Origin of the sequence: Micromonospora sp. CPCC 205546 (assembly GCF_036902715.1) — a bacterium.
Taxonomy (GTDB): Bacteria; Actinomycetota; Actinomycetes; order Mycobacteriales; family Micromonosporaceae; genus Micromonospora.
On sequence record NZ_JBAKHL010000010.1, the window covers coordinates 131,232 to 153,863 of the forward strand.

21 protein-coding genes and 1 pseudogene are annotated in these 22,632 nt (G+C 74.6%); 11 read left to right on the forward strand and 11 right to left on the reverse strand.

Features of this window, described 5'->3' with window-relative positions; genetic code table 11:
- Positions 1–3,195 (reverse strand): FtsX-like permease family protein, encoded by a 3,195-nt coding sequence (locus V6U77_RS08810; RefSeq protein WP_334605736.1) that lies wholly within the window; start codon positions 3,193–3,195, stop codon positions 1–3.
- 157 nt (positions 3,196–3,352) lie between these two features.
- Between V6U77_RS08810 and V6U77_RS08815 the strand changes: the two genes are divergently transcribed.
- Positions 3,353–3,646: a hypothetical protein gene (locus V6U77_RS08815; protein WP_334605737.1), complete on the forward strand. Its 294-nt coding sequence runs from the start codon at positions 3,353–3,355 to the stop codon at positions 3,644–3,646.
- A gap of 79 nt (positions 3,647–3,725) precedes the next feature.
- On the opposite strand, the gene ligD is transcribed toward V6U77_RS08815, so the two are convergent.
- Together ligD and V6U77_RS08825 are read right to left on the reverse strand one after the other, a co-directional pair.
- Positions 3,726–4,751 (reverse strand): non-homologous end-joining DNA ligase, encoded by a 1,026-nt coding sequence (gene ligD, locus V6U77_RS08820; protein WP_334605738.1) that lies wholly within the window; start codon positions 4,749–4,751, stop codon positions 3,726–3,728.
- Between the two features lie 171 nt (positions 4,752–4,922).
- Complete coding sequence (locus tag V6U77_RS08825; RefSeq protein WP_334605739.1) at positions 4,923–5,504, reverse strand: TetR/AcrR family transcriptional regulator; 582 nt, start codon at positions 5,502–5,504, stop codon at positions 4,923–4,925.
- 67 nt (positions 5,505–5,571) lie between these two features.
- Here V6U77_RS08825 and V6U77_RS08830 point away from each other — a divergent pair, with 67 nt between their 5' ends.
- The gene (locus V6U77_RS08830) at positions 5,572–6,609 is read left to right on the forward strand and encodes a hypothetical protein (protein ID WP_334605740.1); all 1,038 of its coding nucleotides are present in this window, start codon (positions 5,572–5,574) and stop codon (positions 6,607–6,609) included.
- Between the two features lie 95 nt (positions 6,610–6,704).
- A complete protein-coding gene (msrB, locus tag V6U77_RS08835; protein WP_334605742.1) occupies positions 6,705–7,115 on the forward strand; it encodes a peptide-methionine (R)-S-oxide reductase MsrB in 411 nt (136 codons plus the stop codon).
- 68 nt (positions 7,116–7,183) lie between these two features.
- On the opposite strand, the gene V6U77_RS08840 is transcribed toward msrB, so the two are convergent.
- From V6U77_RS08840 to V6U77_RS08850, 3 genes are all read right to left on the reverse strand, one after another.
- On the reverse strand, positions 7,184–7,753 hold the full coding sequence (locus V6U77_RS08840; RefSeq protein WP_334605743.1) for a DUF305 domain-containing protein: 570 nt from the start codon (positions 7,751–7,753) through the stop codon (positions 7,184–7,186).
- 68 nt (positions 7,754–7,821) lie between these two features.
- Complete coding sequence (locus V6U77_RS08845) at positions 7,822–8,568, reverse strand: lytic polysaccharide monooxygenase (RefSeq protein WP_334605744.1); 747 nt, start codon at positions 8,566–8,568, stop codon at positions 7,822–7,824.
- 120 nt (positions 8,569–8,688) lie between these two features.
- On the reverse strand, positions 8,689–8,964 hold the full coding sequence (locus V6U77_RS08850; protein ID WP_132233095.1) for an isoamylase early set domain-containing protein: 276 nt from the start codon (positions 8,962–8,964) through the stop codon (positions 8,689–8,691).
- A gap of 162 nt (positions 8,965–9,126) precedes the next feature.
- On the opposite strand from V6U77_RS08850, the gene V6U77_RS08855 reads away from it, so the two are divergent.
- From V6U77_RS08855 to V6U77_RS08865, 3 genes are all read left to right on the forward strand, one after another.
- Positions 9,127–9,387 (forward strand): Prokaryotic metallothionein, encoded by a 261-nt coding sequence (locus tag V6U77_RS08855; protein WP_334605745.1) that lies wholly within the window; start codon positions 9,127–9,129, stop codon positions 9,385–9,387.
- Between the two features lie 63 nt (positions 9,388–9,450).
- Entirely contained in the window at positions 9,451–9,909 is a 459-nt protein-coding gene (locus V6U77_RS08860) for a GNAT family N-acetyltransferase (protein ID WP_334605746.1), read from the forward strand.
- A gap of 111 nt (positions 9,910–10,020) precedes the next feature.
- Positions 10,021–11,124 carry a lytic polysaccharide monooxygenase auxiliary activity family 9 protein gene (locus tag V6U77_RS08865; RefSeq protein ID WP_334605747.1) on the forward strand — a complete coding sequence of 368 codons (1,104 nt, stop codon included), beginning with the start codon at positions 10,021–10,023 and terminating at the stop codon, positions 11,122–11,124.
- Positions 11,125–11,208: 84 nt separating this feature from the next.
- Here the strand turns inward: V6U77_RS08865 and hemQ are convergent, their stop codons facing one another.
- The 3 genes from hemQ to hemE are packed head-to-tail and all read right to left on the reverse strand — an operon-like array spanning position 11,209 to position 14,419.
- Positions 11,209–11,910: a hydrogen peroxide-dependent heme synthase gene (gene hemQ, locus V6U77_RS08870; RefSeq protein ID WP_334605748.1), complete on the reverse strand. Its 702-nt coding sequence runs from the start codon at positions 11,908–11,910 to the stop codon at positions 11,209–11,211.
- Positions 11,907–13,316 carry a protoporphyrinogen oxidase gene (gene hemG / locus V6U77_RS08875; RefSeq protein WP_334605749.1) on the reverse strand — a complete coding sequence of 470 codons (1,410 nt, stop codon included), beginning with the start codon at positions 13,314–13,316 and terminating at the stop codon, positions 11,907–11,909. Before hemG ends, hemQ begins: the two co-directional genes overlap by 4 nt.
- 5 nt (positions 13,317–13,321) lie before the next feature.
- Positions 13,322–14,419: a uroporphyrinogen decarboxylase gene (hemE, locus tag V6U77_RS08880; RefSeq protein WP_334605750.1), complete on the reverse strand. Its 1,098-nt coding sequence runs from the start codon at positions 14,417–14,419 to the stop codon at positions 13,322–13,324.
- Between the two features lie 169 nt (positions 14,420–14,588).
- Between hemE and V6U77_RS08885 the strand changes: the two genes are divergently transcribed.
- A complete protein-coding gene (locus V6U77_RS08885; protein WP_334605751.1) occupies positions 14,589–15,161 on the forward strand; it encodes a DUF3000 domain-containing protein in 573 nt (190 codons plus the stop codon).
- A gap of 17 nt (positions 15,162–15,178) precedes the next feature.
- Here the strand turns inward: V6U77_RS08885 and V6U77_RS08890 are convergent, their stop codons facing one another.
- Together V6U77_RS08890 and V6U77_RS08895 are read right to left on the reverse strand one after the other, a co-directional pair.
- Positions 15,179–16,033: a hypothetical protein gene (locus V6U77_RS08890; protein ID WP_334605752.1), complete on the reverse strand. Its 855-nt coding sequence runs from the start codon at positions 16,031–16,033 to the stop codon at positions 15,179–15,181.
- Between the two features lie 73 nt (positions 16,034–16,106).
- Positions 16,107–17,309 carry a S1C family serine protease gene (locus V6U77_RS08895; RefSeq protein ID WP_334605753.1) on the reverse strand — a complete coding sequence of 401 codons (1,203 nt, stop codon included), beginning with the start codon at positions 17,307–17,309 and terminating at the stop codon, positions 16,107–16,109.
- Positions 17,310–17,512: 203 nt separating this feature from the next.
- Between V6U77_RS08895 and V6U77_RS08900 the strand changes: the two genes are divergently transcribed.
- The 4 genes and pseudogenes from V6U77_RS08900 to V6U77_RS08915 form a co-directional block, all read left to right on the forward strand.
- Positions 17,513–18,841, forward strand: coding sequence for a ribonuclease D (locus V6U77_RS08900; protein ID WP_334605754.1), 1,329 nt, complete (start codon positions 17,513–17,515; stop codon positions 18,839–18,841).
- 156 nt (positions 18,842–18,997) lie between these two features.
- A complete protein-coding gene (locus tag V6U77_RS08905) occupies positions 18,998–20,194 on the forward strand; it encodes a thiolase family protein (RefSeq protein ID WP_089001369.1) in 1,197 nt (398 codons plus the stop codon).
- A complete protein-coding gene (locus tag V6U77_RS08910; protein ID WP_334605755.1) occupies positions 20,191–22,260 on the forward strand; it encodes a 3-hydroxyacyl-CoA dehydrogenase NAD-binding domain-containing protein in 2,070 nt (689 codons plus the stop codon). The genes V6U77_RS08905 and V6U77_RS08910 overlap by 4 nt, the downstream gene beginning before the upstream one ends.
- A gap of 162 nt (positions 22,261–22,422) precedes the next feature.
- Positions 22,423–22,632, forward strand: a pseudogene (locus tag V6U77_RS08915) (DUF4870 domain-containing protein); the annotation flags it as partial.

A 22,632-nucleotide genomic window follows, 5' to 3' on the forward strand; every position in this document is an offset into this window, starting at 1 on the left:
TCACCGGTCTCCCCCGATCCGCAGCTGCGCCACGGCCACCCGCTGCCGGATGCCGAGGGCGATGAACGCGCTGAAGGCGAGTGCCGCCAGCAGCAGGCCGAGCGCGGTCAGACCGATGGGCAGCCAGGGCAGCACGAAGGCGGCCTCCGGCACCGGCCGCCCGGCGGACGGCGTGAGGATGACCAGCGGGGCCATGGTCGCGCCGACCGCGGCGCCCAGCAGCAGGCCGACGCCGACGCCGATCCCGGCCAGGAAGGTCTGCTCGGCCAGCAACGCCCGGGCCAGCAACCGGGGGCTGGCACCGAGTGTGTGCAGCACGGCGAACTCCCCCAACCGGTGCCGGGCGGTCGCCCAGACGTCGACGATCAGGCCGACCAGGGCCAGCAGCACCGAGCCGAGCGCGGCGGCCAGCAGCCCCGTGCGGGCCCCCTGCCAGTACGGGTCGTCGGCGGCCCGCTCGGCCACCGCCCGCCGGTCGAGCAGCGTGGTGCCGGTCAGCCCGGCCGCCGCGCGGGCCGCCTCGGCGTGGCCGCCGCCGTCGGTGCCCAGCCACCACTCGGCGACCGGCCGGACGCCGCCCCGGTCCCGGATCAGCCACTCCGCCGCCGCCGGCAGGTCCAGCAGCACGCCCTCGCCGGCCGTGGAGGGCACCTCGTCCAGCTCGCCGACGAGCGTCACCGGCACCGTCGCGCCGGACAGCACGAGGTCGACCGTCTCACCGACCTCCAGGCTCAACGCGTCGCGTACGGCCGGGGTCATCAGCGCGGGTACCGGCCGGTTCTCGTCGGCCGGCACCACGGCGAAACGGCTCGGCGGCTGGTAGGCGAACCGGCCGCCCGCCCGGTACTCGACCGCCCAGTCGGCGCTCAGGCCGGTGGCCGTGACCCTCGCGCCGACCGGTTTGCCCTGGCCGTCGACGGCGGACCAGCCGCCGGGCAGCGACGCCGGTCGGGCCGCGCCGTCGGCGCCGACCAGTCGCAGGTCCGACACCTCCACGCGGTACGCCTGCCCACGCGCGCTCCCGCCGTCGACCTCGAAGCCGGACAGCCGCACGGGGCCCTCCCCGGCGGGGACGGCGACGGTGAACGGCGCGGGCCGGCCGTCGCTGCCGGTGTCGCCCGCCGGGATCCGGAAGGCCAGCCCGTCCGCCCGGGTCAGCAGCACCCACAGGCCGACCCGGTGCGGCGTGACGGCGTCGCGCACGGGCGTGCGTACCGTGCCGGTGAGCGACCGGGTCCCGGCGGGCAGCTCCAGGCCGGCCGGTGCGGCGCGCGCCCGGGTCAGCCGGTCGAGCAGCGTCGGCATCGGCTCGTCGGCCAGCCGCTCGTTGAGGCGCAGCACGTCGGCCGCGGCCGCGGCGTCGAGGCTCACCACCGTCGTCGGCAGGTCGGCACGGCCGAGGCGGATCTCGTCGCGCCAGGCCGGCAGCGCCCCGCCGACGCCGGGCAGCGCGGCGAGCTGACCGGCCCGGTCGTCGGGTGCCGCGCCGGTGCGCTCGACGACCCGAAGGTCGGCGCCGACGGTGTGGTCGGCCTGGTCGGCCTGCGACAGCTCGCCCGTGGTCACCAGCGACCAGGCCAGGGTGCTGCCGCCGACGGCGAGGGCGAGCAGCAGCACCGGGCCGGCGTGCGGGCGCCGCCCCGCCTGCCACATGCCGAACATGGTCGCCGTCCACGGCCTGCGGTCGACGAACCGCTCGGCGAAGCGGGTCGCGGGCGGCAGCAGTCGCAGCGCCACGACCGCGCCGGCCAGCACGCCCAGCGTCGGCGCGGCGACCAGCAGCGGGTCCACCCCGAGCCGGCCGGCCGCCCCGGCGACCGGCGACGAGTACTGCCGCAGCTGGGTCCAGGCCAGCACCGCGAAGCCGACCAGCACCAGGTCGAGGCTGGCCCGTTGGACGCTGGCGGCGCGGGTGGGACGGGACCGGGCCGCCATGTCGGCGACGTACGTGCCGGCCCCCCGCAACGTCGGAACGACCATCGCGACCAGGCAGCCGGCGGCGGTGGCGGCCGCGGCGGCCCAGACCAGCGTGGTGTCGCCGGAGGAGAGCGTCAGCGGGGCGGTGCCGCCGGTGCCCACGTGCCGCAACGCCTCGCCGGCGATCAGGGGTCCCAGCACGCCGGCGGGCAGGACGACCAGGGCCGCCTCCCGGGCCGCCAGGCCGGCCAGTTGCCGCCGCGCGGCGCCCCGGGCCCGGAGCAGGGCGGTCTGGCTGCGCCGGTCCTCGTGCAGCAGCGCGGCGACCAGCACCAGCGCGTACCCGCCGAGGACGACGATCAGCAGCAGCGGGGTGGCCAGCGAGGAGCGACCCACCAGGTCGGCCCGGGTGACCCGGTCGAGGAGCCGGTCGATCGCCGTGACGGTCTGACCGGACGAGCCGAGCCCGGCGGCCTCGGGCACCTCGGCGAGGGCCACGGTCAGCGCCTGCCGGACGTCGGGCAGCCGGCCCGCGCCGGCCGCCGCCGCGAGGTCCGGCTCGACGACCCAGGACGCCGACACCGAGCCCGGGTAGGTGGCGACGAAGTCCGCCGGGTCGAGCACGAACGGCCCGTACGAGGTGTCGGCGTCCGCGACGCCGCCGGTGCCGGTCCCGGGCGCCAACCGCCAGTACGCCTCGGTCGGATCGCGGGGCTGCCAGGTCCCGACGAGCACCACCCGGCTGGCCTCGTCGGAGCGGCGGTCCAGCATCGGCACCTGGTCGCCGATGGTCATCCCGAGCCCGGCGGCGACCTTCTCCGGCAGCGTGACCTGCAACGGCGAGGCTCCCGGGGTGGGCCAGGCGCCGCTGGTCAACTCGGCCCGGCCGGGCAGGTCGTCGAGGGTCGCCAGGGTGGCGAAGACCGGGTCGTCGCCGTCGCGCGCCACGGGGCCGAGGTCGCCGATCAGCTCGCGACCACCGCCGTACCGGGCGGCGTCGACGGTGACCGGTGTGCCGCCGAGGCGGGCGGCGAACCCGTCGCGGATCGCCCGGTCGCGGGTGGCGAACTCGGCCGCGTCCCGGCCGCTCGTACCGCCCACCAGGACGCTGCGCTCCTCGAACGACGCCCCGCCGAGCAGGGCGCGCTGGCCCGCCTCGACGGCCCGCCGGTTGTAGTCGGACAGCCCGGTGACCAATGCGACCGCCACCAGGGCCGCGACCACTGCGGCGAGCAGCAACCCGCGCGCCTCGCGGGCCCGCCTCCACACCAGCTTCATCCGACGCCCTCCCCTGGCCCGGGGTCGGGCCGACGATCAGGGAGAGCGGCGACGGGCCGGGAAAGGTTCGCGCCCGTTACTTGATCGTTATCGAGGGTGTCGGGCCGCCGACGCGGGCGGCGGTGGCCGGTTGGCGCCGATGTGCTTCCATCACCGGATGGAGATCGCCCTCACCGTCCTGCTGGCGGCCGTCGTCGCCCTGCTCGTCGCCCAGTTGCCGGGCAGGGCCGAGCAGGCGCGGACCGCGTACCGCCTCGCCGAGATCGAGCGCCGGCTCCGGCTGGTGACGGAGCACCTGGGCGTGGTGGACACCTCGCCCGTGCCGCCGGAGGTGCGGCAGCACCTGGCCCGGGGCGACAAGATCAAGGCGATCGCCGCGTACCGGAAGGCGACGGGGGCCGACCTGCGCTCGGCCAAGGAGGCCGTCGAGGCGTACGGGGGCCAGGGCTGAGGCAGGCCGCGCCGGGGGCGCGACGGTGAAGTCGGGGCGACCGTCAGCGGGGCGTGACCGGTCACGTCGGGTCAGCGGGTCAGCGGGGGCGGTCGCGGTCCTTGGAGGGCTGCACGCGCTTCGGCTCGCCGGGCATCTTCGGGTGGTCCGGCGGGTAGGGCATGTCGCCCTGGTCGGCGGCGGCGTCCCGGTCTGCCCACTGCAGCAGCGGGGTGATGTCCCAGGCGGTGTCGTCGATGCCGGCGTGCGGGTCGCCGCGCTCGGCCAGCCGGGCCGGGACGGTACGCAGGTCGAAGTCGTCCGGGTCGACGTCGGGCAGCTCGTCCCAGGTGACCGGGGTGGACACGGTGGCCCGGGCGTTGGCCCGCAGCGAGTACGCGCAGGCGATCGTGCGGTCGCGGGCCATCTGGTTGTAGTCGACGAAGACGCGCTCGCCCCGCTGCTCCTTCCACCAGGCGGTGGTCACCAGCTCCGGCCGGCGCCGCTCAAGCTCGCGGGCCAGCGCGATGGTGGCCCGGCGCACCTCGGTGAACGTCCAGCGTGGCGCGATCCGCAGGTAGACGTGCACGCCACGGCCGCCGGAGGTCTTCGGCCAGCCGGTGACGCCCAGCTCGTCGAGCAGCCCGCGCAGCTCGGCGGCGGCAGCGGCCGCGTCGGCGAAGTCGGTGCCGGGCTGTGGGTCGAGGTCGACGCGCAGCTCGTCGGGGCGGTCGACGTCGGCGGCGCGCACCGGCCACGGGTGGAAGACGATGGTGCCCATCTGGGCGGCCCACGCCACGTGGGCGAGGTCGGCCGGGCAGAGCTCTGCCGCGCTGCGACCGCTCGGGAAGCTGATGGTCGCCGTCTGCACCCACGGCGGCACGCCCCGGGTGGGCACCCGCTTCTGGAAGAACGCCTCCCCCTCGACGCCCTCGGGGAAGCGCTGCAACGTGGTGGGACGGTCGCGCAGGGCGCGCATGATGCCGTCGCCCACCGCGAGGTAGTAGTGGAAGACGTCGGCCTTGGTGAAGCCGCGCTGCGGGAAGATCACCCGGTCGGGGCTGGTCAGCCGGACGTCGCGCCCGGCCACTTCGATCTGTTCGGCCGCGGCCTTCGTGCCACCCATTGCGCGACCATATGCCACACCCCCGACGTCCGGCGCACCGTTGGCGGGTGAGTCCCGCCCGAAAAGGTCACCGACGCTTCCCCGCCAGGTCCCAGCGTGTGCCGAGTACCGGTCGACCCTGGCGACATCCGGTCCCTCCGTCGCCGGGCCGACGATCCGGTCGGTGCCGTGTCAGCCGCGACCGCGCACCAGGGGCAGGAACACCTCGTCCACGATCTCGACCAGCACTTCGTCGGGGACCGAGGGGATGCCGCGCATCGCGTACTCGGCGCGTAGCAGCATCATCGGTGTCGTCGCCACCCGGTGATGGACGGCCGCCGCCGGTGCCTCGCCCCGGGCCGCGGCCCGTTCGAGCATCCCGAGCCACGCGCGGTCCATGGTGTCCGCGCCGGACCGTTCGCGCATGAGGGTGAGCAGCTCCGGGTCGTCGGCCGCGGCGGCGAGCAGACCGCGCAGGACCGCTCCGTGCGGCGACGACCACGTCTCGTTGGCCTGTCGGAGCATCTCGAGTGCGTCGCCTCGCAGGGTGCCCGTGTCGGGGTTCGGCATGGCGGCGTCGGACAGCTGGCGATACGCCGCGATGCCCAGGGCCGCCCGACGCGGCCATCGGCGGTAGATCGCATTCTTGTTGGTCCCGGCGCGGGCGGCGACCCGGTCCATCGTCATCCCCGCATACCCGGACTCCCGCAGTTCGGCCGCCGCGGCCTGCAGGATCGCCTGTTCCAGCTCCTCGCCCCGACGCCTCGTGCCCATGGCTTGCAGGGTACTGGACGTACCTTATAGGGTACGCGGCGTACCGTAATAGGGAGAGGAACTCTCGATGCGCGTCTTCGGCATGAACTACGACACCGGCTTCGTGAGCGCCGGATCCACCACCCACGAGCCGTTCGACCCCGAGACCGTCCGGAGCGACCTGCGGGTCATCCGCGACGAGTTGCACTGCGACGCGGTCCGCGTCACCGGCGGTGTCCAGGACCGGCTGGAGCTGACCGCGCGGCTCGCGGCCGAGATCGGGCTCGAGGTGTGGTACTGCCCCTTCACCAACGGCCTCGACCGCGACGGGCTCATGGCGTTCGTGCTCGACGGCGCCGAGCGGGCCGAACGGCTGCGGCGCGGCGGCGCCTCGGTCGTGTATCTCACCGGTTCCGAGATCTCGATGTTCACCGACGGTTTCCTGCCCGGCCGTGACCTGCAGGAGCGGATGGCGCTGTTCACCGATCCGATGCGGATGCGGGAGGCGGTCCCGGCCGCCCGGGCCGCGGTGCGCGACTTCCTCGCCGAAGCGGTACCCGCGGTGCGCGAGCGGTTCGGTGGTCTCGTCGGATACGCCTCGATCCCGCTCGAGGACGTCGACTGGACGCCGTTCGACATCATCGCCAGCGACGCCGGCTACCGCGACGCGACCAACTCCGCGGCGTTCCCCTGGACCCTGGCGGCGGCGGTGGGTCGAGGCAAGCCGTACGCCGCGACCGAATTCGGCTGTTGCACGTTCCGCGGCGCGGCCGACGTGGCCGGCGGGGCGGAACCGGTGACGTACGACGAGCACGGTCGTGCCGTGAAGCTGACCGCGGAGCTGGAGCGCGACGAGGAGGGCCAGGCGCGCTACGTCGTCGACCTGCTGCGCGACTACGAGGCCGGCGGGGTGGAGGCGGCCTTCGTGTACACCTTCGCGAACCGGCACCTACCGACCACCGGCGACCCCGAGCACGACTACGACCTGGCCGCACGTGGGATCGTGCGGGTGCTGCCGGACGGCTCATGGACGCCCAAGGCCGCTTTTCACGCCCTCGCCGAGTACGGTCGTTCCCGCACGCTGAGCCGGTCCGCCTCCTGGACGTCGGACCCCGGCACTTACTGACGGCCGCACCCGCCGCACCGGAATTCCCAGGCCGCGGGGCCTGTTCCTGTTCAGTGCGGGTACTTTCATCCGAATCTGTGAGTGGCTCTGGAGGCATGACCGTGGAGAGTGAACTGCCCCGTACCGAGGAAGAGTGGCGGGTCCGGCTCAGCCCGGAGGAGTTCCGGGTGCTGCGGGAGGCCGGCACCGAGCGCCCGTGGACCGGCGAGTACGTCGACACGAAGACGCCGGGGACCTACCACTGCCGGGCCTGCGGCGCGCAGCTCTACCCCAGCGACACGAAGTTCGACTCGCACTGCGGGTGGCCCAGCTTCGACGACGCGATCCCCGGCGCGGTCAAGGAGATCGAGGATCGCAGCCTCGGCATGGCCCGCACCGAGATCCGCTGCGCCCGGTGCGACAGCCACCTCGGGCACGTCTTCCGGGGCGAGGGCTTCACCCCGAAGGACACCCGGCACTGCGTCAACTCCGTCTCCATCCGGCTGGAGCCGCGCGCCGACGCCTGAGCCGTCCGCCGGCGGCGGGGCCGGGGACCGGCCGCCGGGTCGCGGGCCGGCGGCGGCGCGCCCGGGGGTCAGGCCCGCCGGGCCGGCGTCAGGCCGGCCATCAGCGAGACCTCGGCCGTACGGGACTGCTCGACGCGCCGGGCGAAGTCGCGTACCCGCGGGTCGGCGCCGACCGTCTGGTGGGCCCGGGCCAGGTCGGCCGCCGCGTCCTGGTGCGGGGAGAGCAGGTCGAGCAGGACGCGGTCGACCTGCTCGTCCGGGGCGGTCCGCAGGCGGGCCATGTCCTCGGCGGCGGTGCCGTGGTCTCCGTGGTCGTGCCGGCGGGCGGCCTCGGCGGCGGCCGGCCCGGCGTCGCGCAGCCAGCCGCGCATCGTGGCGAGCTCGTCGGTCTCGGTGACCTCGATGGCGGCGACCAGCGTACGCAGCTCCCGGTCGATCAGCCGGTCGCGGCTGAGCCGCACCATCTCCAGGGTCTGTTCGGTGTGCGCCGCCAGTGTGGCCAGGAAGACCACGTCGAGGCCGTTCATCTCGGTCCCGGCGGTCGCCGCCGTCCCCGGCGGCGCGGGGGCGGTCCGCGCGGCGCAGGCGGGGACCAGCAGCAGTGCGGTGAGCAGGACGACCGTGGGCAGCCGTCGCATGGCGTACTCCCATCCGCGAAGGGGTGACGGGCGCGGCGGACGCCGGCAGGCGGGCCGCACCCGTCCGGTCAGACCTGGCTCCAGAGAGCCGGCACGTGCGGCGGTTCCCAGCCGGGGAGCGCGGTGTGCGCCTGCCGGCAGCGGTACGTCAGCCCGCCGTAGGTGACCTGGTCACCGACCTGGTACGCCCGGCCCGCCGTCCAGCTGCCGCCCGGCGCGGGCGGGGTGGTCGGGGCGGCGGTGGGGGTCGGCGTGGGCGACGGGGCCGGCGGCGTCGGGCTCGGCGTGGGCGACGGGTTGCCGCCCCCGCCGACCTGGAGGTCCACGCAGGAGTAGAAGGCGTTCGCCGTGTCCGCGATGTTCCACACGGCGAGGACCTTCTGCCGCCCCGGGTAGCCGCCCAGGTTGACGGTGTGCGAGACGGTGGCGCCGGGCTGCTGCCCGCCGCCACTGAAGACGGCCACCCGGGTGCCGCCGATGAAGTACTCCCAGTTGCTGGTGGCGTGCCGGGCGGTGTTGGTCCAGGTGAAGGTGACGGAGCTGCCGACCGAGGTGGCGGGCCAGCCCCGGCTGTCGTCGTTCAGCACGGCGAACTGGGCGATCCCCGCGTGGCAGGTGCGCAGCCCCTTCGGCCCCTCGACGCTCTGCGGCTCGTACTTGATCTGCCCACAGTCGGGGACCCGCCCCTGCGCGCAGAGCGCCTGGCGGCTCGGCGGGCCGGAGACGTAGCCGTGGGCCTGGGCGGGCGCGGCGACGGCCAGTGCGGAGACGACGGCACCCGTCGCCACGAGCGGGATCGTGATTCTTCGGCGCATGGTGGCAGCTCCTTCGGGCTTCGGCCTGGTGAGGTGCCCTCCAACATAAATTAAAGCTTGTTAACAGTAAAGACTCATGTCAATAAAGGCGTCGGCCGCCCCGAGCACGCAGCGTCACGGTCAGAGCAGCAGCAGGCTGCCCCGTTCGTCCACCCGGTCGGCCGACTCGTCGTCCAGCCACACGCCGCCGGTGGCGAGGTAACGGAAGCGGTACTCTCCCGGGCCGAGCCGCACGGTGACCGTCCGGGTGCCGTCGCGGCGCGGAAGGAGTTCGTGGCGCCCCGGCTCCCAGCCGTTGAAGGAGCCGACCACGCTGACCGGGCCGGGCGGGGTGTCACGGGGCAGGCTGAAGGTGACCCGTACCTGGTTGCCGAAGAGCTTGTTTCGCTTGATCATGTCGTGTTCCTCCGGGGTCGTGCGCGGTCACCCGGTACAACGCCCGACACGCCGGGGGCGACACGCCGCCACCCCGGAGTGACCCGGGCCGTTCCGCCCGCCCGGCACGGTTCGGCTGCCGCACGCTCGGGGAAACCGTGTCGGCGTTCGGGGGGTTCTGTCGTGGCGACGTGCGAGGTCTGCGGTAACGACTACTGGATGGCGTTCGAGGTGCGGACCGTCAGCGGCGACGTGCACACCTTCGACTGCTTCGAGTGCGCCGCGCACAAGCTGGCGCCGATCTGCGAGCACTGCGAGGTCAAGATCGTCGGGCACGGGGTGGAGGTGTCCGGCCGGTTCTTCTGCTGCGCGCACTGCGCCCGCGCGGAGGAGGGCTCCCGGGGCGCCGAGATCCGCGACGCGGTCGGCGCCCGCCCCGCCTGAGCGCGGGACCGGATCGGACGACGGCCGGGGCGACGACCGGCGGACGCGGCCTACCATCGCGGGGTGCCGCAGACCCCCGTGACGAGGATCGCCTCGTTCGCCGAACTCGACGCCCGCACCTTCCACGACCTGCTCCGGCTCCGCATCGACGTGTTCGTGGTGGAGCAGGCGTGCCCCTACCCGGAACTCGACGGGCGCGACGTCGAGCCGGGCACCCGGCACCTCTGGCTCGACGACGGCGGCACGCCCCTGGCGTACCTGCGGATCCTCGCCGACCCGGGCGGCGTGGCACGGATCGGGCGGGTGGTGGTGGCCCCGGAAGCCCGCGGCAGTGGACACGCGGGCCGGCTGATGGTCGCGGCGCTGGAGCTGGTCGGCGACCGCCCCTGCGCGCTGGAGGCCCAGTCCCACCTGGTCGGCCTCTACGCCCGTCACGGCTTCGCCGTCAGCGGCCCCGGGTACGTCGAGGACGGCATCCCGCACACCCCGATGCGCCGCGAAGGCATTGACCGAAGCCAATAGATGTGACAGCCTCCGGGCAGAGCCGTCGCGGAAGCCACGCAAGCGCGCACGGGAGGGGCAACTCCCGCGCCGTCCGGGCGTCGTCGTCCGACCTCTCCCCCCGGGGGCTCCATGTCCACTCAACTTCGATCGTCCCGCCTGGCGTGGCTGCTGGCCGTCGCGGCGACCGCCGTGCTGCTGCTGACCACCGCACTGGCCAATCCCGTGTCGGCGCACGGCTCCGTGGTGGACCCGGCGTCACGCAACTACGGCTGCTGGCAGCGCTGGGGCAGCGACTTCCAGAATCCCCGGATGGCCACCGAGGATCCGATGTGCTGGCAGGCCTGGCAGGCCAATCCGAACGCCATGTGGAACTGGAACGGCCTGTTCCGCGAGGGCGTCGCCGGCAACCACCAGGCCGCCATCCCCAACGGCCAACTCTGCTCGGGCGGCCGGACCGAGGGCGGCCGGTACAACGCCCTCGACACGGTCGGCGCCTGGAAGACCGCCCCGGTCTCCAGCAACTTCCGGGTCCGCCTGTACGACCAGGCCAGTCACGGCGCCGACTACATCCGGGTGTACGTGACCAAGCAGGGCTTCGACGCGCTCACCGAGCCGCTGGGCTGGGACGACCTGGAACTGGCCGGCCAGATCGGCAACACCCCGGCGTCGGGGTGGAAGCCGGAGCCCACCGGTGTGTCGATCGAGATCCCGGCGACCGCGCCGGGGCGGACCGGACGGCACGTCGTCTACACCATCTGGCAGGCCAGCCACCTGGACCAGTCGTACTACCTGTGCAGCGACGTCGACTTCTCCGGCGGGCCGACCAACCCCCCGCCGACGACGCCGCCGCCGACCACTCCGCCGCCCACCACGCCGCCGCCGACCACTCCCCCGCCCACCACCCCGCCCCCGACGACCCCGCCGCCGGCCGGGGCCTGCACCGCCACCTACCGGGTCACCGGGCAGTGGGGCGGAGGCTTCCAGGGTGAGGTGACGGTGACCGCCGGCGGCGGGGCCGTCAAGGGTTGGTCCGTGACCTGGACCTACGCCGACGGCCAGCAGGTCACGTCGGCCTGGAACGCGACCGTGACCACCAGCGGCACCCGGATCGTCGCCCGCAACGCGGGCCACAACGGGTCGTTGGCCCCCGGGGCGAGCACCACGTTCGGCTTCCTGGGCTCGTGGTCCGGCACCAACAGCACGCCGACGCCCACCTGCACGACCGTCGTCTGACCCGCACCGGAGCCCCGGCCGGGGCCGCGTCCCCATCCCTCCGGGACGCGACCCCGGCCGGCCCGCGCGACGGGCGGCCGCGTGTCAGACGAGGCCGTTGACGATGTCCGCGACCGAGCGGCGGCGACCGGTGTAGAACGGGATCTCCTCGCGGACGTGCCGGCGGGCACCCGAGCCCCGCAGGTCACGCATCAGGTCGACGATGCGGTGCAGCTCGTCGGCCTCGAAGGCGAGCATCCACTCGTAGTCGCCGAGCGCGAACGAGGCGACCGTGTTGGCCCGCACGTCCGGGTAGCCGCGGGCCATCTTGCCGTGCTCGGCGAGCAGCTCGCGCCGCTCGGCGTCCGGCAGCAGGTACCACTCGTAGGAGCGGACGAACGGGTAGACGCAGATGTAGGAGCGCGCCTCCTCGCCGGCGAGGAACGCCGGGATGTGGCTCTTGTTGAACTCCGCCGGCCGGTGCAGGGCCATCTGCGACCACACCGGCGTGAGCGCCCGGCCGAGCGTGGTGCGGCGGAACCGCAGGTACGCGTCCTGGAGGTCGTCGCTTGAGGCGGAGTGCCACCAGATCATCAGGTCGGCGTCGGCGCGCAGCCCCGAGACGTCGTACGTGCCGCGGACCACCACGTCCTTGCCGGCCAGCTCCGCGAAGAGGGCCTCGACCTCGCCGGTGACGTTCTCGCGCAACGACGGCAGCGGGCTGGTGGCCCGGTACACCGACCACATCGTGTAGCGGATGCTGTCGTTGAGTTCCCGCAGCCGGGCCGCGTTGGTCTGCTCGGTCATGTCCCCGATCCTCCCAGTGCTGTGATGATCTCCTCGGCCGCCGTCTCGCCGGAGCGGACGCAGATGGGGATGCCGACCCCGTCGTACCCGGCGCCGGCCAGGACCAGCGTCGGGTGGCTCGCCCGCAGGGCCGCCCGCGCGGCGGCAACCCGGTCGGCGTGACCGGGGGTGTACTGCGGCAGCGACCCGCCCCAGCGCTGCACGTGGCCAGCGACCGGTGCGGGCAGCGGCACGCCGAGCACCGCCGACAGTTCCCGGTGCACGGTGGCGGCCAGGTCCTCGTCGGTGCGCTGCACCTGCCGTTGTTCGCCGTAGCGGCCCACCGAGGCGCGGACCAGCGCCAGCCCGTCGGTGCGGCGCAGGTGGCCCCACTTGGTGGTGAAGAAGGTCGACGCCTTGATCAGCAGGCCCTCGGTGCTCGGCACCAGGAAGCCGGACAGCTCCGGCAGCTTCGGCTCGGGCAGCGCCAGGGTGATTAGCGCGACGCTGGCGTAGTCCAGCCCGCCGACGCCGTCGGCCGCCTCCGGGACGCAGCCGGCGAGCAGCCGGGCCGCCGGGCGGGCCGGCACGGCCAGCACCACGGCGTCGGTGTCGACCAGCTCCGGATCGCGGGTGGGGCCGACGGTCAGCCGCCACCCGGCCCCGGTCGGGGTCAGCTCCCGGACAACCGCGCCGCGCCGGATCGTCGCCCCGCTGGCCGCCGCCGCGGCATCGACCAGGGTGCTGAGCCCGCCGGCCAGGGTGCCGAAGACCGGCGCCCCCGGCGCGCGGGGCGCCGCCGCCTGCGCGGCGCGGACCGCACCCACCAGGGTGTGCTCCACCCGCGCGGCCCGGGCCAGCGCGGGCATGGTCGTGACCAGGGAAAGGTCGTCGGCCCGGCCGGCGTAGACGCCGCCGAGCATCGGGTCGACCAGCCGGTCGACCACCTCGTCGCCGAAGCGGGCCCGGACCAGCGCGCCGACGGAGACGTCGTCGTCCGCGCCGAGCAGCGGGCGGCCGGCGTCGACGTCGGCGTCCGCCGCCGGCCGCGCGACCGTGGCCACCCGCTCCAGGTCCCCGGGTACGCCGACCAGCGTGCCGCCGGGAATCGGGCGCAGCCCGCCGTCGATGACGAGGGCGGCCTGACCGACCGTGGGGTGCACGATCCGCTCGCCCAGCCCGAGCCGGCGCACCAGGGCCACCGCGGCGGACTCGCCCCCCGCCGGGTCGCGCATCAGGAACGACTCGGCACCGAACTCCACCACCGAGCCGGCCACCTCGCCGGTGCGCAGCTTGCCGCCCAGCGCGCCCGACTGCTCGTACACCGTGATCTCGGTCCCGACGGGGGCCCGGTCGCGCAACCGGAGCGCGGCGGCCAGCCCGGCGATCCCGCCGCCGACCACCGCCACCCGCCACGGCCCCCGCATGCCGCTCAGCCCCGGTCGGCCGACTGGGCGGACAGCTCGTGCACCAGGGCGACCACCCGGGTCAGCACGTGGGGGTCGGTCTCCGGCAGCACGCCGTGCCCCAGGTTGAACACGTGCCCGGGGGCGGCCCGGCCCTGCTCCAGGATCCGCCGCACCTCGGTCTCGACGACCGGCCACGGCGCGAACAGCACGCACGGGTCCAGGTTGCCCTGCACCGCCCGGTCCGGGCCGATCCGCCGGGTCGCCGCGTCCAGTGGCGTACGCCAGTCGACGCCGACCACGTCGGCGCCGGCCTCGCCCATCGCGCCGAGCAGCTCGCCGGTGCCCACCCCGAAGTGGATCCGGGGCACGCCCGCGTCGGCCAGCCCGGCCAGCACACCCGCCGAGTGCGGCAGCACGAAGCGGCGGTAGTCGGCCTCCGACAGCGCCCCGGCCCACGAGTCGAAGAGCTGCACCGCGGACACCCCGGCGGCCACCTGGACCCGCAGGAACTCCAGCGTCACCTCGGCCAGCCGGCCGCAGAGCGCGTGCCACAGCTCCGGCTGGCCGTACATCATCGCCTTGGTCTTCGCGTGGGTCCGCGACGGGCCGCCCTCGACCAGGTAGCTGGCCAGGGTGAACGGCGCGCCGGCGAAGCCGATCAGCGGGGTGTCGCCCAGTTCGGCGACGAGCATCCGGACCGCCTCGTCCACGTACGACACGTCGTCGCGGGTGATCGGCCGGATCCGCTCCACGTCGTCCAGGGTGCGTACGGGCTCGGCGACCACCGGGCCGGTGCCCGGCACGATGTCCAGGTCCACCCCGGCGGCGGCGACCGGCACCACGATGTCGCTGAACAGGATCGCGGCGTCCACGCCGTGCCGGCGGACCGGCTGGAGGGTGATCTCGGTGACCAGGTCGGGGCGGCGGCAGGACTCCAGCATCGCCACGTTGGCCCTGATCGCGCGGTACTCCGGCAGCGACCGGCCGGCCTGGCGCATGAACCAGACGGGGGTGTGGGGACCGGGCTGGCGCCGGCAGGCCCGGACGAAGGCCGAGTCGGCCGGTCCGCCGGGGCGGGGGTCTTCGTCTCGGGCGTCGGCGCCCGTCGTGGTGGTGGTCATCGCGGCCATCGTGCCACGGGGGACGCGACGCACAGCGGGCAGCGCCGCCTTTTGTGACCCGGGTCGGCCCGGCGGGGGCCGGGTGCCCCGCGCGCTGGCGCCGCCGTGGCGCGGGCGGCATCGGCGCGCCTCTCGGGCGGGCGGGCGGCCGGCGGCATAGGCTGCCGGCATGGCCCCCCCGATCGCGCTCCCGGAGACCTTCGCCCGCGCGGTCACCGGGCTGCGGTCCGCGGCGCCCCGGTCGGAGATCGTGCTGGAGGAGGTCGGCGCACCGCAGCGACTCGCCCCGTACGCCTTCGCGCTCTCCGCCACCGTCCTGCGCGACGGCGAGGAGGTGGCCTCCGGGCGGCTGATCCTGCTGCACGACCCGGCCGGGCACGAGGCGTGGCAGGGCACCCTGCGGCTGGTCACCTACGTGACGGCGGAGCTGGAGGTCGACCTGGCCGCCGACCCGCTGCTGCCGGGGGTGGGCTGGACGTGGCTGACCGACGCGCTGGAGGCGCAGGACGCGGAGCACCGGGCGATCGGCGGCACGATCACCCAGACCATGTCGACGCGCTTCGGTGACCTGGCCGGGCCGCCCGCCGCCGCCGACATCGAGATCCGCGCCTCCTGGACGCCGGTCGACGACGACCTCGCCCCGCACCTGCTGGCCTGGTGCGCGCTGCTGGCCTCGACCGCCGGGCTTCCCCCGCCCGGGGTGACCGCGCTGCCGGAGCGTCGCCCCGCCGGCGCGGCCTGACCCCGCGACGGATCACCTCACAGATACTTCTCGGCCTCGTTGCAGACCTTGTCCATGCCCTGGATGGCCCTGTCGTAGGCCGCCTTGTTGCCGTTCGCCGCCGCGGCGAGCGCGGTGGTGAGCTTGTCGAGGCAGTTGGCGATGACCTTCTTCTGCCGGGCCTGCTCGTCCCGGTCGTTGCGGGTGCCGGTGAGGTCCTGCTCCGTGTCGCCGAGCTTGTCCCGGACCGCCTGGAGGTCGGTCTTGAGCTTCTCGATCTCCTTGCCGTTCGCCGCGATGGTGCCGTCGCGCTGGCTGATCTCGCTGGCCATCTTCTTCTCGGTCCGGCCGAGCTCGTTGTTGGTCGTCACGAACAGGCCGGTCATCACCCCGCCCAGGACGAAGAGCAGCCCGGCCACGACCGCCAGGATCAGCACCTTGTGGCTCTTGCGGGGGCCGCCGGGCGCGGGGGCGCCGAAGGGCGGGGCGGAGCCGGGCGGGGTGGACATCGGCTGCCCGTAGGCCGGGCCGGAGGCCGGGGGCACGGACATCGGCTGCCCGAAGGCCGGCCCGCCGGATGCCTGGCCGCCGTAGCCGGGCGACGCGGTGCCGGGGGTGTAGCCGGGCGGCGCGGACTGGGGGAAGCCCGGCGACGCCGGCGGCGCGGACTGGGGGAAGCCGCCGGGCCCGGCCGGCGGGGCGGACTGCGGGTGACCGGCGGGCGGCGCCGGGGCGTACTGCTGCGGGGCCGGGGCGTACTGCTGGCCGGCGTCCGGCTGTTCGGGCGTGTACTGGCGCGGGCTGCCGTACGTGGTGCCGCCCGACGGCGGCTGACCGGGCGCGGCCGGCGGGTACGGCGGATAGCCCTCCGGCCCGGTCGGTGGCTGGGACATCTCGTTCTTCCTCCACGTGTGCTGGTCCGGGCGCGTGATCCGCCGGGCCGGGGGTGGTTGGGCGCTGACCGGGTCAGCAGATCTTGAAACCGTTGCAGGCGACCTTGATCGGCACGGCGAGGCCGATGCCCTCGGCGTTGCGGGCCTTGGCGGTGGCGATGCCGACGACCTGCTTGCTGCCGTTGATGACCGGGCCGCCCGAGTTGCCGGGGTTGATCGGGGCGTCGAACTGGATGACCGGGCCCTCGCCGCCGCCGGCCTCGCGGAACGCGCTCACCACGCCGGTGGTGACGCTGTCCTCCAGGCCCAGCGGCGCGCCGACGACCACGATCTGCTGCCCGGACTTCACCGCGGCGGGGGCGGCGACCAGGCCGGTGAACTTGCCGTTGGTACGCAGGTGGGCGACGTCGTTCGCCTCGTCGACCCGGACGATGGTGGCCGGGAAACGCTGGTTGGTGCGCTCCAGGAAGACCTCGCGCTCGCCGGTCTGCCAGAGCGCGTCCACCACGTGGTAGTTGGTGAAGAGGTTCGTGCCCCCGCCCGCGGACGGCTTGCCGATCGCGAACGCGGTGCCCGTGGAGTTGCCGGCCCGGACCCGGAACACGCTGGGCAGCACGGCGCTGGCGACGGCCTCGGGGTTGAAGGCGGCGCCGGCCTGCTTCTCCAGTGCCCCCGCCCGCGACTCCAGGCCGTCCAGCCGGGTGTTGTCGGCCGCCTGCGCCGCCGCCACCCGGCTGTCGGTGTCGCCCAGCCGGTTCGACAGGCGGTTGATCTGGTATGCCTGCAGGCCCGTCACCACGGCCAGCAGGCCGGCGAGCACGAGAGCGGTGACGGTGAGCCCGCGCCCCTTCGTCGCCGGAGCGGCGGGGTACGGCTGTCCAGGCGCGGGAGGCTGACCGTGACCGTGGGCGGGCGGCTGACCGGCGGCCTGCGGCGGCAGCGACGGGGACGCGGGGGGCCAGGCGGGCCCCGGCGGGTTCCCGGGCGGCGGCGCCGACGGGCCGGGGGGTGTGGGCGACGCTCCGCCGTGCCCCCAGCCACCGGCGGGGGCGGCGGGCGGCGCCGACGGTTTGGCGGGGGCCGCGCCCCACTGGCCGGGCTGCGCCGGTGGAGACCAGGCGGGCCGGGGGGACGGGGGTTGCGCGGGGGCGCCCGGCGGACGGTACGCGGAGGCGGCGGGCTCGATCCGGGGCGGCAGTGGCCCGGGCCGAGCCGTCCCCGGCGGGAATCCGCCGTCGCCCGGTCCCGTGTCCGCCGACCCGTAGCCAGCAGTCATTCGCCTTGCCTCCCCTAGACGCCCCGCTCCGTTCCGGGACCGATGATGCCCTACCCGCGCAACGGCTCGCTGGACCGTACCTGCGTCAACGGGCTTTGTCTTCCCCTATGTCCGGCCGTCGGGAGGACGCCGGGCGGCCGTCCGGCCGACACACACGGGACCGGCTTCACCCACCGCGTCGCGTCGCGCACTAGGGTTGTCAGGTGACCGACGAACCACCCCTGCGCCGTCGGCCCGCCGAAAGCCGTACGGGAAACGATGCGCACCACCCGCCGTCGGCCCGACCGGAGCCGGAGGCCGCGGGGACCGAACCGAGCCCCGACGGGCCCGTTCCGCTGACCGCGCCACGCGATGGCACACCGCAGCCCGCGGCCACGCCCGACGAGCTGCACGAGGTCGTGGCCCGGTTCGCGGCGGGCACGGGCCCCGTCGCCCTGGACGCCGAACGCGCCTCGGGCTACCGCTACAGCCAGCGCGCCTACCTGGTGCAGCTGCGCCGGGCGGGTTCCGGCACGGCGCTGATCGACCCGCTGCCGCTGCCCGACCTGAGCGCCCTCGACACGGTCATCGGCGAGGCCGAGTGGGTGCTCCATGCGGCCAGCCAGGACCTGCCCTGCCTGGCCGAGGTGGGCCTGCGCCCGCGCCGGCTGTTCGACACCGAGCTGGCCGCCCGGCTGGCCGGATTCGAGCGGGTCGGCCTGGCCGCGCTGACCGAGCAGCTACTCGGGTTCAGCCTGGAGAAGCACCACTCGGCGGCCGACTGGTCGAGCCGCCCGCTGCCGGAGTCCTGGCTGACCTATGCCGCGCTCGACGTGGAGATGCTCGTCGACCTGCGCGACGCGCTCGACGAGGAGTTGACCCGCCAGGGCAAGTCCGCGTGGGCGGCGGAGGAGTTCGCCGCGCTGGTGCGCACGGGTGCCCGGCCGCCGAAGGTGCGGGCCGAGCCGTGGCGCCGCACCTCCGGCATCCACCGGGTGCGCGGGGCGCGGGCCCAGGCCCGCGTGCGTTCCCTCTGGTACGCGCGGGACCAGATCGCCGCCCGGCGGGACGCCGCTCCGGGGCGGGTGCTGCCGGACTCGGCCATCGTCGCGGCGGCGGAGCTGGACCCGAAGGACGAGAAGACCCTGCTCACCCTGCCCGGCTTCGGCGGCCGCTCGGTGCGCCGGCTGGCCCGCACCTGGCTGGCCGCGCTGGACGACGCGCGGCAGTTGCCCGACGACGCGCTGCCGGTCGCCCCGACGGTCGAGGGGCCCCCGCCGCCGCACCGCTGGGCGGAACGCGACCCGGTGGCGGCGGCCCGGCTGGCCCGCTGCCGGGAGGTGGTGGTCCGCGTCGCCGGCGCGCACCACCTGCCGCCGGAGAACCTGATCGCCCCCGACTCGGTCCGCCGGCTGGCCTGGGTGCCGCCGGAGGAGGTCACGGAGGCGACGGTCGCGGAGACTCTCCGGGGCCTCAACGCCCGGGAGTGGCAGATCACCCTGCTCCTGCCCGCCCTCGCCGAGGCGCTCGCCGACCCGCCCCCGACCCCCTGACCTGTGGGTGTGGGGTGGGCCACACCGAAGTGGGTGCGAGCAGTGGTTACTGGCAAGTAGCATCCGGAGGAACACGCCCGTGCCGGCGACCTTCGTTCCGTCCGTGGTGCCGCCCGTCGGCGCGGCGGCCGGATCGTGGTCGAAGAGGAGGCTCAAGTGCCCCGTGAAGTCCGGGATGTCGTCTTCGTCGACGGCGTCCGTACCCCGTTCGGCAAGGCGGGTGGGATGTACGCCAACACCCGCGCCGACGACCTGGTGATCCGCTGCATCCGCGAGCTGCTGCGCCGTAACCCGCAGCTGCCGCCGGAGCGGGTCGAGGAGGTCGCGATCGCCGCCACCACCCAGATCGGCGACCAGGGCCTGACCATCGGCCGGACCGCCGCCCTGCTGGCGGGCCTGCCCAAGACCGTCCCCGGCTTCGCGATCGACCGGATGTGCGCCGGCGCCATGACCGCGGTGACCACCGTCGCCAGCGGCATCGCCATGGGCGCCTACGACGTCGCCATCGCCGGCGGCGTCGAGCACATGGGCCGCCACCCGATGGGCGAGGGCGTCGACCCCAACCCGCGGATCGTCGCCGAGAAGCTGGTCGACCCGTCCGCGCTGGTCATGGGCGCGACCGCGGAGAACCTGCACGACCGGGTCCCGCACATCACCAAGGAGCGCACGGACGCGTTCGCGCTCGCCTCGCAGCAGAAGACCGCCAAGGCGTACGCCAACGGCAAGCTCCAGGACGACCTCGTGTCGGTGGCGGTCCGCGACGAGGAGAACGCCTGGGGAATGGCCACGGTCGACGAGGCCCCCCGGGACACCTCGCTGGAGAAGCTCGCCACCCTGAAGACCCCGTTCCGCCCGCACGGCAAGGTCACCGCGGGCAACGCGGCCGGCCTGAACGACGGCGCCACGGCCAGCCTGCTCGCCTCGGAGGACGTCGCCCGCGAGCTGGGCCTGCCGGTCGCCATGCGGCTGGTGTCGTTCGGCTTCGTCGGCGTCGAGCCCGAGGTGATGGGCGTCGGCCCGATCCCGTCGACCGAGAAGGCGCTGCGCCTCGCCGGCCTGACCATCGACGACATCGGCCTGTTCGAGCTGAACGAGGCGTTCGCCGTGCAGGTGCTCGCCTTCCTCGACCACTTCGGCATCGCCGACGACGACCCGCGGGTCAACCCGTGGGGCGGCGCGATCGCCATCGGCCACCCGCTCGCCTCCTCGGGCGTCCGGCTGATGACCCAGCTCGCCCGGCAGTTCGCCGAGCACCCCGAGGTCCGCTACGGCGTCACCGCCATGTGCATCGGCATCGGCATGGGCGGCACGGTCATCTGGGAGAACCCGCACTGGGAGGGTGGAGACAAGTGAGCGCGCTCGCCGCTACGAACGAGGTCGTCACCAGGGCGCTGCTGCGCCAGGTGAACGTGCCGGGGCTGGACCGGCCGGCCGCCCTGATCACCCTCGACAACGGCTTCGACCACACCAAGCCCAACAGCTTCGGCCCGGGCGGCCTGACCAGCCTGGACGAGGCGATCACCGCCGCCCTCGCCGCGGACCCGGCGTTCATCGCGGTCACCGGCAAGCCGTACGTCTTCTGCGTGGGCGCGGACATCACCAGCCTCCCGCAGCTCGCCGACCGCGAGCAGGCGTTGGAGATCGGCCGGCTCGGCCACCGGGTCTTCGCCCGGCTCAAGGACAGCGAGATCCCGACCTTCGCCTTCGTCAACGGCGCGGCGATGGGCGGCGGCCTGGAGCTGGCCCTGCACTGCCACTACCGGACGCTCTCCGGTGGCGCGGCGGCGCTGGCCCTGCCCGAGGTCTCGCTCGGCCTGGTCCCCGGCTGGGGCGGCACCCAGCTGTTGCCGAACCTGATCGGCATCCCGGCCGCGACGCAGGTGATCATCCAGAACCCGCTGATGCAGAACAAGATGCTCAAGCCGAAGCAGGCCGCCGAGATGGGCATCGCGGACGTCCTGCTGGAGCCGGCGGACTTCCTGGAGCGGTCCCTCGAATGGGCCGCCGGCGTGGTCCGGGGCGAGGTCACCGTGACCCGGCCCGAGGTCGACAAGGACATGTGGGCGGGCGTGCTCTACTTCGCCCGGCAGACCCTCGACGCGCGGCTGCACGGCGGGGTCCCGGCCGCGTACAAGGCGCTGGACCTGCTGGAGACGGCGAAGGACGCCGACTTCGCCACCGGCACCGCCGCCGAGGACGAGGCCCTCGCGGACCTGGTCTTCTCCGAGGAGCTGCGCAGCGGCCTCTACGCCTTCGACCTGGTGCAGCGGCGGGCCAAGCGGCCGGCCGGCGCGCCGGACAAGGGTCTGGCCCGCCCGGTCACCAAGGTGGGCATCGTCGGCGCCGGCCTGATGGCCAGCCAGCTCGCCCTGCTCTTCGCCCGCCGCCTCCAGGTGCCGGTCGTCATGACCGACCTGGACCAGGCCCGCGTCGACAAGGGCGTCGGCTACGTGCACACCCAGATCGAGAAGGCCGTCAGCAAGGGCCGGATGGACAAGGGCACGGCCGCCAAGCTGTACGGCCTGGTCAGCGGCTCGGTCGACAAGGGCGTCTTCGCCGACGCTGACTTCATCATCGAGGCCGTCTTCGAGGACCTGGGCGTCAAGAAGCAGGTCTGGGCCGACCTGGAGAAGATCGTCAAGCCGGAGACGGTGCTCGCCACCAACACCTCCAGCCTGTCGATCACCGAGATGGCCGAGGAGCTGGAGCATCCCGAGCGGGTGGTCGGCTTCCACTTCTTCAACCCGGTCGCGGTGCTGCCGCTGCTGGAGATCGTCCGGGGCGAGCGCACCGACGACGCCACGCTCGCCACCGCGTTCGCGGTCGGCAAGCAGCTGAAGAAGTCGAGCGTGCTGGTGAAGGACGCCCCGGCGTTCGTGGTCAACCGGCTGCTCACGCGCTTCCTGGGCACCGTCTTCGCCGCCGTCGACGCCGGCACCCCGCTGGACGTGGCGAACGCCGCGCTGGACCCGCTGGGCCTGCCGATGCGCCCGCTCGCCCTGCTCCAGCTCGTCGGGCCGGCCGTCGCGTACCACGTGGGCGGCACCCTGCACGCCGCGTTCCCGGACCGCTTCGCCGTCAGCGAGAACCTCAAGCGGATCGCCGACTCCGGTCAGCCGATCGTGGTCGACGACCAGATCAACGACGAGGTGGCCAAGCTGCTCGTGGTCGGCGACCAGCCGCTCACCGCCGAGCAGGTACGCCAGAACGCGCTCGACGCGCTGGCGCAGGAGATCCGGCTCATGCTCGACGAGGGCGTCGTCGCCGAGGCGCAGGACATCGACCTGTGCATGATCCTCGGCGCGGGCTGGCCGTTCCACCTGGGCGGCGTCACGCCGTACCTGGACCGCACCGGCACCTCCGAGCGGGTCACCGGTCGCCGGTTCCTGCCGCACGGGGTGGCCAGCCTGCCCGCCTGATCCACACCGCCCCCGCGTTCGCGGTGGTTGCCCCGTCCCGCTTGGATGGTGGTGGCCACCGCGATCGTCGTTGCGGCCGGACGGTACGGTCGGGATCGGGACAGCGGTACCGTGCCGTGGCTGGCTACGATCACCCGTTCGCACCCTCGCCTGGAGCTGATCATGTCCTCACCGCCGGTCGATCCCTGGTCCGGGCAGCCGGAGCACGACACGCACTACGACTTCCATCCGCGACCGGACGGCTACCCGGGACCGCCCGCCGGCGGCTGGACGCCCCCGCCCGGCAGCCAGCCGCCGCCCGGCAACCCGCCGCCCGGCGGCCAGCCCCCGCCCCGAGGCGGGTGGCCCACCCCCCCGCTGAAGTCGGATCGT